The following is an 11,773-nucleotide window of genomic DNA, read 5'->3' on the forward strand; positions in this document are numbered from 1 at the left end:
ATGAGTCAAGCCCGGTTCAGCCGGAACCTGCTGCTACGGCCGCCTCAACCCGCTCCGCCAACCAGCAAGCTGTAAGCTCCCGAATAGGCGACAGTGTAAACCCGTTGCGCTTAACTGGGCATTAATGAGGCTTGTTTTTAATTTGTGTATACATTACTTAAATGGGATTTAAAATCTAGCATAAAAGTAAATGTTAGATTTACTGTTGCTGTCCCCTCATTTCTCACCAAAATATCAACCTCGCCATTGCGTACACCTGCTTTAAGCGTTATATCAATCGAGCTGTTTGTCCATAAAGAACCAAGAGAGCCAAGCTTGGCTTCAGCAAGCCATCCTACCTTAAGCCCTGCAATTGCCTGCGTGATCACCGTTCTTGCACCGGCCGCCAAGTTAATCGTTGGACTGATCGTATGGCGCATTTCAGTCACACCATTTACAAATTCATAAGCACGAACTTTGCCGACGCCAGTACCACTTCGAAGTGCAGGCGATGTGCCATCTTTCGCTTGTATTTTGCCGCCGAAGAGTTCAATAAGAGCAGTTGATGCCGTGCCGTTGTATATCGCTTGTCCTGCATCTGCTACAAAAGTATTGCTCTCGAGCAGTAAGTTTAACTTCTCAGCTCCGGTCAAATACAATGCGAAGTTAGAAGGAGTATTGTATTTGTTGCCAATAAATGAACAGTTGTTCGTTTCACCTATCATCAACCCACCTATACAGCTATTGTTGCTGAATACTGAATCAAAACAGCGGGTTACTTGCATCGACATTGAACCATTTTTAGAATTGAACGTATTGTCATGCACATTTATCTCTTTAAGCGCATAACTAAAACTACCTGACATTAGAAATGGTGCATTGGATGCTTCAATATAGTTATCGAACACATAAATTTCTTGCACACCTGCAACAGCCGTGAATGGATGTTGCCGAATGTTCGGCTGTAGGTTAATTCCCTGAGATAGCGTTACAGTTAACGTTTTTGCATAGGCGGAGAATTGGATACGATTTCCGTAAACGTTTCCGCCGCTTACGCCCTCGTAAACAATTCCCTGATTGATGAAGTTGTAGATGTTGTTGTTGTAAACGTCCACATTATACGCACTTTGACCAACGTACATACCGCTTTGTGCTGTACGGCTCGTTGTGCTTAACCAAATGTCTAGCACTTCATCATCGACTGACAAATTGTTGTGATGTGCAGAGCCATTACGAGAGTAGGCGTCAATGAGTACACCGAAATTAAAGTTTTTAAACGTATTATGACTCACCTCAACTTCTTCACACGCTGTTAAACGCATAGACGGGACAATCAAATTCTGTCCACTAGAATTTGTCCCAAATACATGCCCAGCATTAAAATTGTTGTATTTAATGAGGATGTCACTTGACCAGCCATTAACTGGGTCGATAAGATCAAAAACACCAATATCATTTGTGGTTACAGTGCCGCTGGCTCCACCAACAATCGTACAAATACGGTTCGAGTTAATACCATCCCCGTCGCAGTTCACAAGCTTGAATCCTTTCAGTTTATGAAAATACATTATGTCAGTAGAAAAATTGTATGTCCCTGCTGGAGGTGTTTTGAAGCTAATTTTGATGTAGCCAATGTTTCTCAACTCATCTAAAGCGGCGTAGGCATCTTTAGCAGACGGATTAGACGTTCTGTCGGCACGATTACCGCCGATAATAAACCCATTGTAATACTTATTGTCAGAAAGTATCGTTGTTGATTCTGAGAAGTCCAGCCCCCCGTTATACAGCGTAATGTTTGACGGATGCTCAAAATCTGTTAGTTTTACACTTTTGCCCCGCAAAGAAACTGTAGCACTGCCAAAATAAGCAACTACTGCTTTGAGCAATGCTTTAAACTTTAGCGTTTCATTCGTTCCGTCAGCCTTGATACCAGCATCATAGATGTCTGGATTTTTCCAATTCAAGCGATACCATATACCTCCGTCACCAGCAAAACGATAAACGTTATCTGGGGTAGCCACGTCACCGAGTGTAAAAATAAACTTGCCCCCACCTACTTTTGAGTCATCATAAAATGCTTTTACGATTACAATCTGCTTGTCCAATGCCTCGAAAGTTGTTAATTCAGAAATAGAGTCAACGACGCTCGGGACTGAAAACGCTTCCAAGCTTGAGAACGTTTCATTGATCGCACCAACAAGATTGGATTTTTCTGCCGTTTTTAAGGAAGATAAATCTCCAATTTGTCCATGGGGATTACCAGCGCCTTTTCCGTATGTTGCTGAAGTTACTGATGCTGCCGAATTGACCTGACCAAAAGCTTGGGCCACCCCGCCGGTTGCAGCGAAAGTAACGCTTGTTACGCCGATAGCAGCCAGCAAATCTCTTCGACTCCATTTACCGTGTGTCCTCGTTTCCTCTGATTTGGCTCGTTCCATTCTCTGATTTTGTTTTTCACTTTCCAGTCGTTGATTGTCCATCTTAAAATTTCACCCCTAATCTTGAAATGGCCCCCCTTTCGATCCATCGAAAAGGGGAAATATTTGAAAATTGATTGAAACCTTCTCCCACTTCGTTCGATGCCCAACCACATCCCGATTAACTGCTCAAATACTTGCCTCAATTTTGAAGATCAGTAGGCATCTTTGTTTCTATTTCGTTATTTAGCGCCTTTGACCGCTGCCAGCTTCTGCTTGATTTCTTCGTCTGCTTGTGATAACGCCTGATTGACGTCTATCGTTCCTTGCAAATACTCTTTGAATTTGTTTATGGCAATGCTCTCTCCCTGACCGCGGTATGGCGAGGACACCGGATATGGGACGGGTTTGCTTTTGAAAATGCTTGGCAAATGTTTGTCTTTCAACCCAGGATTGGATGATCCAAGCGCTTGCTTGATCGCATTGCTGGCGAGTGGTGACAAACGGCCGCGCTTGGAGAGCTCCATCTGCACCTCATCCGAGGTCATCGTCTCGATGACGCTGATCGCATCCTCCTGATGCTTCGTCGTTTTGGTCACAATGACTGTAGATACGCTTGCATTACCGTATGTGTTCGGCTTTTCCGGATAGCTCGGATACTGCGCCACGTCCCAATGAAGCCCGTCCTTTTCGGCTTCAACAAGCTGGTTGAGGATGTTCAGATCGAGCAGCATGCCCAGCGTTTTGCTTTTCATAAACTGGTTCTTCGGAGATTCCGCTATCAGCTCGTTGCCCGGAATCGTGTATATCGCTTTTGCCAATTCAAACACGCGCTTCCACTTGTCATTGTTAATCGTCACTTGATCGTTCGCATCAATTGCTCCCACGCCAAGCGGTTGCGACATCCAAATAATCGTGTAGCCTGGATCGAGACCGTGGTACTGCACGCCGCCAAGGGTGCGTGTCACTTTTTTCGCCAGATTCAGCACGTCATCCCAATACATGCCATCGGTTGGGTAAGGCGCACCGGCTTGGTCAAAAATATCTTTGTTGTAGTACATTGCATGATAGCTGACGTTGATCGGCAAACCGTACAGTTCGTTTTTGTCCGAGGCATTGCGGACGTCTGTAATGTAGTTGGCGTCAAAGCGGCTCAAGGACAAGTTCCGCGCTGTGAACAATGGTTCCATGTTGAACAGCAGTTCCATATCCCGGTACTCTGCGAGGGCGCCTGTATTGGTGACGATCAAATCCGGCGCATTGCCGGATGCAATCAGTTCATCCAACTTCGTCCCCGCTGTCTCCGGCAAATATTCAAGTGTAATGTGCGGGTACTTCGCTTTGAGACGCTCCCCGACAACTTGCTGGAATACTTCGTCAAGTATGGGGGCGGCTCCTTTGCTGGCAAGGCGAAGCGTTACCGGCGACGACTGTCTCTCTTTCGGTTCAGCGGTTTTGTTTTCCTTGCTGCCACAGCCGGACAGTACAACGACCGTTGCAGTGATCAACAGTGCGATTGTTCGTGCTTGGAAAGGATTCATATGGTAAACCCCCTGTTTTAAAATGAATGGCAAGATTCGTTATTCGCAACCGATTTCGATAATCCGACTATGATTCTGACCGTTCGTCGCGATGTGCTCAATCCGCAGCATGGAAACTGCTTGCAGCGATACGGCGAATGTCAGCTGACGCCTGTATTTGCTGTGCACCTGGGCAGCGAGTTGCCACTTCTGTCCGCTCCCTCCATTAACGGAATTGCTTCAACAGCTCCGGATGTGATGCCCGTTTTGTTGAGACAACGCTAAATGGCGATGCAGGCCGCTTATCCAGCACAAGCGTCACTTCCATCAATACAACCGGCTGCGCCGCAGCAGTTCCTACCATGGACTGCTGCGGGCGGCCGTCCGGGGAAGGGTTTCCACCAAGAACCGGACAGCCTTGGTACAACACCCACCTGCACGCCATTGCGCGCCTCAGCGATCGTCGCCGCAACGCCGGACAAACCTCCCCCTCCCCCCACACAACAAGCAGCTACGTCTGCAGCTTCGTATATGTTGGCACCATTCCTTCTGTCGCATGGCATTCTCTATTCCTCGTATGGGATCCCATTCTACCGTGTGCACGCATTCATCATAAATGAAACCGCATTCCTTTTCCTATACAGAAATAATGCGCTGCACATGCACTTGATTTCATGCACTTGATTTCATCTTTGACAAGACGATATAATGGGGCGCAATAGAAGGCTAGTACGAGGAGTCGACTTGGAATGAAACCATACACACCAGCGCAATTGAACCCCCAACTGATTCTTTTGGCGGAATGGGTGCAGAAAGAAGCGTTTCTGCATCAAACGGTAAATGTCCCTGTGTGGATTTTGTTCTATGTGCTGCAAGGGAAGTTTCACTATCAGATCGGGAAGCACGAAGGCATTGCTGGTCCGGACGATCTCCTGCTTTGCCCGCCGCACACACAGTTTAATCGTCACATGATTCGATCTTCTACGTTTCTGATCATGAACTTCAATTGGTTTTCCCCGCAAGGGGAGCGGATCGAATCGGATCGTCAGCTGATGCCCAGCCCGGTCGGGAAATTTGTTATTCAAGATATGCAGCGGCTTACCTCGACTCATCTCCATTTTCAGAAGCTGCTTGACCGAATCGATTCGTTTGCATTGGAACGGCGCAATTTTTTACTGCAAGACTTGTGGCAACTGTTTACGTGGGAGTGGGACAGTGCTCAGCGGGATTTGCGGGAGCAGGTAGTCGATCCGCTGATGAAGCGCGCGGAGCAGCAGCTGCGCCATCATGCGATGGGACGTTTGTCGCTCAAATCGCTATCCAGTGGGCTTGATCTGAGTGCTGTGCAGTTTACACGGCGCTTCAAAGCGGTGTACGGCATGTCTCCAACCGACTACGTCACCAGTTTACGTTTAAGCAAAGTGCGGACGCTGCTGCTGGAAACCCAACTGACGCTGAATGAAATTGCGAGTCAATGCGGCTATGAAAACGGGCTGTACTTAAGCCGTGTGTTCTCCCAGAAAATGCACATCAGCCCGTCCCAATACCGGCAAAGCCACCATATATAGAGAAAAAACGAGCCTCAGCCGACGAAGCAATCCTTCGGCTGAGGCTCGAGACGTCATTGCCGTAGAGCCGGTTCAGATGATCCTGGATGTCGCGTGTGCTCACACCTTTTGCGTATAAGGCGATAATCTGGTTTTCGATGCCATAGGTTCTAAAAGTTATTGCTCGGAATGGAAAATAGATTAGGTGATGGGTTCCGTGAACGGGTTGTTAGCAAAATTGCCCGTTTATGCTTTACTTTTATTCCTGTATCGGATGTCAGAAGTTCTGCAAAGTGGTATTCGGAGGTTTTAGGCTTTCAGCCTGATTTAATATTCGAAACACACGCCATTCTGCAACCCGACCTTCAGTTATTACGGACGGATGCCCCCGTTGTACAAAATAGGGTGGACGGAAAGCCACTCCCGCGAACCGCTTATTTTTGTGATAACATCTTCGAGTTTCATAACTATTTAAAAGAAAAAGGCGTGCAAACAGAAGAGAGTATCGATGAAGGAGAGTGCGGTCGCCATTTTGAGCTTTATGATCCTGATGGAAACCGAATAACTGTTTGGCAGGCTGGAAATTAGAATACGAGCATAAGAAAGGAGCCTTAATCAATGGAAACGTCAACTAAAGTAATTACAAGCCGTGTTACTGAAATTTATATTCATGTAAAAAATTTCGAACAGGCGATGGCATGGTATACGGATGTTCTTGGCATCCAGATAAATGCTGAAGGCGGGTTGGACATGGAGAGCAGCACCCGAGTACTGCTGATTGAATCGGAAAAACGTAACCCGATAACGCATGCAGTATTTAGTTTGTTTTCGCCTGATATTAAAGCCGCTCACAAGTACTTAAAATTAAAAGGTGCTCAAGTTGATGAAATTTATTTTTGTCCATTTGAGAAAACGACCAGTTTTCATGTAACTGATACAGAAGGCTATCTAATTCTCATTAAAGATTGTTAATGATTAGCCAAAGACTTAACCGCCTAACAGCGGTTTTCTTCAAGTACAGGATTTCCTTTTATTGAGCTATCGTCTCAGTACTTCAATGAAGATGGGAGCAGTTGCCGCGGCGTCTGCTCCCTGTTTAATTCCACTATCGTGCCCTTTACCTAGATTACAATTTTACCGCGCATATTTAATCACCCATCTTTCTAAATGTAACCCACGTTTTGTTCAGCTGTTTGTTCAAACGCTGAACCCCCTAAGTAGCATTCCGACCTGTACTCACCGGTCTCCTCTCCCCATTGATCGGACGGAGCGAGCTCGTCGCCGTTCCAGTTATAGGCCCTGCCGCAAGAGCAGGTATTTGTGAATCCGGAGCACTCGATCTTTTTACCGCAATCGCATCGGATCAGAACATAGCCTGGAATCCGTCTGCTGAAATCAAAAGTGAAGGGCTCCATGGTCTTTCCGCAGCGGCATGGAGTCGGCTCGGTATGCTTCGTCGTTCCGATCCCACAGCCTCCGCACATGACACCATTTTGCACGTCATCTTCGACACAGCTGTCTACTCGTTTGATGATAATGGCCATCTTCTTATCGCTCCCCTTCGAATAGTAAACTAGAAATGATCACGTGTAAGCCTCTCTGAGCTGGCTCGTATTTCGTTTCGCTTTCATGTTTTACCGAACTTAATCTTTCTTTATCGTTAAGAACCGCCGGCCAGGCCCGCCCAGGGGTGTCGCTTTTGACGCGCCGGGCGGGCTTTTTACTCCGCTTATCCCCCTTCCATTTTCCGATCCTTTCACTTTGAAAACTACGCGAAAGCGATTACAGAATGACAACTAATCGTCGCGAGTGAATCGGAAAAACGGTTTCCCCGTTACGAATCTTACATCAATCGTCCGCGAATAGTCCGATGGCGTCATACCTGTCATATTTTTGAACTGCCGGGAAAAGCTATGCACGTTGTTATAGCCCAGACATTCGGCGATTTCGGTAAAATTGTACTGCTCGTCGGCAATCATCCGCTTTGCGTGTTCAATCTTCATCAGTCGCCAATATTCCATAATCCCGTACCCGGTTTGCGCCTTGAACTTTGTCTTTAACTGGGTTCGTCCGATTGCAAACTGGTTGCAAAGTTCGTCTATCGATAAATCTTCCGCTGCAATATGCCGAGTCATATATTCAATGAGCTTCAGCACTTCGCTCGTTTGCTGGTTGTCCTTCATGACGGAAGCCGGCTTCGCATGGTCGCTTCGCCTTTCGCCATTGCGAATTAATTCCAGCAAAAAGATTTCCAAATAGTTAATAATAAGCTGCTCCGTACCGAACTTGGCCCCTTCCCACCGGTTCGGAAATCTCATTCGCGCGGAATCGACAGGAGGATCGAACGCCTCCGTTCCGATTTTGACCAGGTTCGTCAGAAGCTGGAGCTCATGCTGCTCAAGCCTGAAATGATGATGAGGAAAAAAGCTCATGCACGCCGCATCACATTCAAACGACAAATTGACCAATACCGGACTGTCTTCGGGATTTGTTTTCCCGACATGAAATAAATTGGGCTTGTAAAAAATAATGTCTCCTTGATTCAAGTCGTACCGGCCGATATCCGTAAATACTTCAACCTGCCCTTGGTCGATGTATGCAAATTCCCAAAAATCGTGACTCTCGCCAACGCTGAAATATTGTTTGGGCAGTTGACGGTATGAAAACGAGATGATCGTTTCGATGGACAGCTCTCTATGCAGCCGATACCTCGGAAACCTCATGTTCGATATGCCTCCTCCATATGAACCCGAGTCTACTAACGCCCACCTGCTCGCTACTCGCTCATTATAACGCGATCGTCCAGTTTGGTAAAAGAACCGACCAAGCAGATAAATCATTTTGCTAGAAGGAATTTTATAATAGCGTTGAAGTCATACATGAAAAGGGGACTGTGACCATGAACGTTCAGAAAGGAACAAGCTCGCTGCTTATTGCGGCGCTGACGTTGACGACGGCAGCATGTGGAACGGGGAATACGGGCGCGAAGGATGATGGCAAGCTGCCTGCATCCAAAAGCGCGGAACAAAAGCCGGTTGAATTGACATGGTATCATGTGCCGGCCGACGGCCCGGTCGGAGACGCATTTCAGCAGCAGTACGGGCAACTGATCGCGAAAAAATACCCGAACTTCTCGTTCAAAGTGCTCGTCAACAAAGAGGAGAATACGTTAGCCAATGTGGTCGTCTCCAAAACGAATCTTGACGTCATGCTCGCCTCCTTCGCTTCGCTGCCGGCGGTGAAGGATAACGGACTGCTCGGCGACCTGTCCGATCTGGTCAAGAAACACAACTTTGATCTGAACCGGATCGAAACAGCATCGCTCGATATGATGCGCAGCCTAGATACCGGGAAACTGGTTGCATTGCCGCTTTATGAGCTCCGGTTCGTTTTGTACTACAACAAAGACTTGTTCGACAAGTTCGGCGTACCCTATCCGAAAAACGGATTGACCTGGGAGGAAATGATTGACGTATCCAAACGAATGACCCGTTCCGAAGGCGGAGTTACGTATCGCGGCTACGTGGGACCGCCATCGAATTTTATTAATGCGAATCAATACGGATATGATTTTATCGACGCGAAGACGAACCGGGCCGTTATTAATTCCGACAACTGGAAAAAAATCGCGGAAAAATTTATTCCGATCTATACAGCCCCAGGCTACAACGCAGTCAAAGAGGCATACGGGTACGATCTGTTCCTGAAGGAAAAATCAGCGGCGATGACTAGCGCTTACAATTCGTACGCCGCAACGGTAAACGCAAATGTGCCGAACTGGGACGCCGCCAGCTTTCCGGAAATGGGTGACTTGAAAGGAGTAGCCTCACAGCCTTATCCTGTCGTCTTAACCGTGCCAACAACGAGCCAACACCGCGACGAAGCGTTTCAAGCGATTACCCAGTTGCTAACGGACGAGGTGCAGCAAGAACGCGCATCGAAGCTGGCGTTCCTCGCCCCGCTGAAAAATCCGGACGTGAAGTCCGCGTTCGCCCGCGACGTAGCCGATTGGAAGGGCAAAAACATTAGCGCGGTCACGGCGCAAAAAGGGCCTAAAACGATTGCGTACAACCAGTACAATACTTCAGCGGCAGCTGCGATCGGCAATGCGATGATGGCGGTTATTGACGGGTCGAAAGATATCAACACCGCACTCCGGGAAGAGGAGGAGAAGCTGAACAAACAGATTACGGCAGATGAATCGGCCAAAAAGTAAACTTCAGCACGGACCCGTTCAAGAACCGGTTACTTATGTGGACGAGATTTAAGCTTTCCGGTACGGCAGCCAAGTAATATCCGCCTGCCCAAGCCCGCCCAGGGGGCGTCCCTTATCGACGCGCCGGGCGGGCTTTTTGCTCCGCCCTCCTTTCCTTTGAAACTAAACTTCCCCGTTCGATGAGCAAAGGCAGCCGATCAATTTGGGAGGCCACTGAAAAAGTCCTTACGGCTTTTTCTAAAATGCAAAAAGACCGTTTTTAGCCTGTGAGATGGCTTAAAACGGTCTTTTCGTTATTTTTCTGTAACATCAAACTTAATAATCGACGCGCCATGGAAAAAACGTGCCTTTCTCAGTGGCCTCTCAATTTGGACGGCTGCTTTCGTTAATTTATTCAGCTATCGTATCCGTCCCACAAAAGTTCTGGAATTCATCCTTGTAATTTCTTCTCGATGTTTATTTCACGATGTAATAAAAATAAAGGAAGGCCTAATGAAACACCTACTACAAGAGTACCTACAATTGGCAACCATAACGACTTCATACCATTTCTTTGGCCTTCGAAGAGAATGAACACAATAAGTACAATTGCTGATACTAAAACATCCATCCATGCAAATCATCCAATGCGCGTTTGGGTTATTTCTTCTACTAAATGAGACATATCCAGGCCATTCTGAATGATCCATGGAAGAAGTTGCGAATACGGCAACACAACTCCCAGAACCGCTATCCCTTTAGTATTTCACATATCTTATCTATTTTCCTTTATTTGCAACTATATTAACCTGCCCCGTCCCTCGGTTTTAAGGGGTTATCTCACATATACTCACTCATTCGCAGGATTTCATCACCTTGTATTGCAGCGGTCAACGGAAAAGTAACATAATGATAATAGAACATTCTCAATTTCTTTCCACTCTTTAAATCGAATGGGAACCCTCTTATGCCATACAGTAGCAATTTTTTCCCAGTGTTCCATGCGTCTGTTATACTTGTCGAACCATCCACCTAAGAAGTTTGTACTTGATACAAAGCCATAACAGAGTTCAGCCGCAATTGCTTTCCATTCCTCTTTTGGCAAAGGATTAATTGAATGATAACCTCTACAAAAAGAAAAAATACCGTTTAAATCTAATGCCGACAAATGTAAACAACACAATAAATCTTCACCTATGTAACCCTCGGTTCCTGCTCCATCAGTCCAATCCACCAAGGCAGCCACTTCACCAGTTGGATGAAACATTAACTGTTCTACCCAGTAAGAATTGTAGCATTTACCTACTAAGCTTAAGGCTGGCAAGCTTTTAATTATTTCATCTGTGACTGAGTCAAGTAATATTATTTGCTCCGAAAGGACTTCTTTTGCCATACAAGCAAACTCTTCTGAGTAGCCTTCATACTTTTGGAGTAGTTCAAAACATCGATTTTTAGCATCCGATGGAGAATGAAACTTATTTTTGGGTTTATCAGTTGTTATAATCCAATTCCGATGGAACTTTCCTAAAAGTTGCCCCATATAAAAGGCTTCACGTTCTGGCAATTGTCCAGGGTGATATGTATTGCCTCTTACCCATTCATTAACTTGATAAGTCTCATTATCAACATGCGCTAGCAATTTGCCTTGTCTTGTTTTAATAAGAAGGGGAGCAGGAAAATCGTATTCTCGTAACGACTGACTTAACTCAAGCCCTCTAATCATTCGGTCATATCGTTTTTCAACTCGTGCCTTATACCAAAATCTTTTTGCATACCACTTTTTTGATCCAGCCAAAATACAGAAACTTTCCTCCCAAAGGCCGTACTGTATTCTTTTAACATCATAAGCTTTTATACCATACTCTTCCTCTAGCGCTTTAATTAGCTTATCCATATTGCATCGTCCTTAAGAAATTTTTATCCCGCTTGTTACTTCAACGCGCATCAGAGGGAGCTGTCCTTGCGGCAGCTCCACACTATCGTCTCCGTTAGCCAACCATGCCCCTTGACGGGGCACCACAGAGATATGAAAATGGGGGCTAGACGTTTTATAATTAGATTACGGCTGGCGAGGGAGGTCGATGAACTATGGTGTCGCGAACCCAACCGTTAGTC

The 11,773-nt window shown here is 46.3% G+C and carries 9 protein-coding genes and 2 pseudogenes; 4 read left to right on the forward strand and 7 right to left on the reverse strand.

Going from position 1 to position 11,773, the window contains the following annotated elements:
• Window positions 1–137: 137 nt before the first annotated feature.
• From FE783_RS35135 to FE783_RS35145, 3 genes are all read right to left on the reverse strand, one after another.
• Window positions 138–2,459, reverse strand: a complete 2,322-nt coding sequence (locus FE783_RS35135) for a hypothetical protein (RefSeq protein ID WP_138884069.1) — start codon at window positions 2,457–2,459, stop codon at window positions 138–140.
• 179 nt (window positions 2,460–2,638) lie between these two features.
• A complete protein-coding gene (locus FE783_RS35140) occupies window positions 2,639–3,937 on the reverse strand; it encodes an ABC transporter substrate-binding protein (protein WP_138884070.1) in 1,299 nt (432 codons plus the stop codon).
• Window positions 3,938–4,142: 205 nt separating this feature from the next.
• A complete protein-coding gene (locus FE783_RS35145; protein WP_138884071.1) occupies window positions 4,143–4,388 on the reverse strand; it encodes a hypothetical protein in 246 nt (81 codons plus the stop codon).
• Between the two features lie 277 nt (window positions 4,389–4,665).
• Between FE783_RS35145 and FE783_RS35150 the strand changes: the two genes are divergently transcribed.
• Entirely contained in the window at window positions 4,666–5,484 is an 819-nt protein-coding gene (locus FE783_RS35150; protein ID WP_138884072.1) for a helix-turn-helix transcriptional regulator, read from the forward strand.
• A gap of 46 nt (window positions 5,485–5,530) precedes the next feature.
• On the opposite strand, the pseudogene FE783_RS35155 reads toward FE783_RS35150, so the two are convergent.
• Window positions 5,531–5,623: pseudogene (locus tag FE783_RS35155) on the reverse strand (transposase); the annotation flags it as partial.
• Window positions 5,624–5,652: 29 nt separating this feature from the next.
• Between FE783_RS35155 and FE783_RS35160 the strand changes: the two are divergent.
• Together FE783_RS35160 and FE783_RS35165 are read left to right on the forward strand one after the other, a co-directional pair.
• Window positions 5,653–6,051, forward strand: a complete 399-nt coding sequence (locus FE783_RS35160; RefSeq protein WP_138884073.1) for a VOC family protein — start codon at window positions 5,653–5,655, stop codon at window positions 6,049–6,051.
• Between the two features lie 30 nt (window positions 6,052–6,081).
• Window positions 6,082–6,435 (forward strand): VOC family protein, encoded by a 354-nt coding sequence (locus FE783_RS35165; RefSeq protein ID WP_138884074.1) that lies wholly within the window; start codon window positions 6,082–6,084, stop codon window positions 6,433–6,435.
• A gap of 824 nt (window positions 6,436–7,259) precedes the next feature.
• On the opposite strand, the gene FE783_RS35170 is transcribed toward FE783_RS35165, so the two are convergent.
• On the reverse strand, window positions 7,260–8,186 hold the full coding sequence (locus FE783_RS35170; protein ID WP_158302207.1) for an AraC family transcriptional regulator: 927 nt from the start codon (window positions 8,184–8,186) through the stop codon (window positions 7,260–7,262).
• A gap of 176 nt (window positions 8,187–8,362) precedes the next feature.
• Between FE783_RS35170 and FE783_RS35175 the strand changes: the two genes are divergently transcribed.
• Entirely contained in the window at window positions 8,363–9,679 is a 1,317-nt protein-coding gene (locus tag FE783_RS35175) for an ABC transporter substrate-binding protein (RefSeq protein WP_138884076.1), read from the forward strand.
• A gap of 430 nt (window positions 9,680–10,109) precedes the next feature.
• Here the strand turns inward: FE783_RS35175 and FE783_RS38885 are convergent.
• Together FE783_RS38885 and FE783_RS35185 are read right to left on the reverse strand one after the other, a co-directional pair.
• Window positions 10,110–10,412, reverse strand: a pseudogene (locus FE783_RS38885) (DUF2834 domain-containing protein).
• A gap of 117 nt (window positions 10,413–10,529) precedes the next feature.
• Entirely contained in the window at window positions 10,530–11,552 is a 1,023-nt protein-coding gene (locus tag FE783_RS35185) for a protein kinase family protein (RefSeq protein ID WP_138884077.1), read from the reverse strand.
• Window positions 11,553–11,773 lie beyond the last annotated feature (221 nt).

Source organism: Paenibacillus mesophilus (assembly GCF_005938385.1).
Classification (GTDB): domain Bacteria; phylum Bacillota; class Bacilli; order Paenibacillales; family NBRC-103111; genus Paenibacillus_AB; species Paenibacillus_AB mesophilus.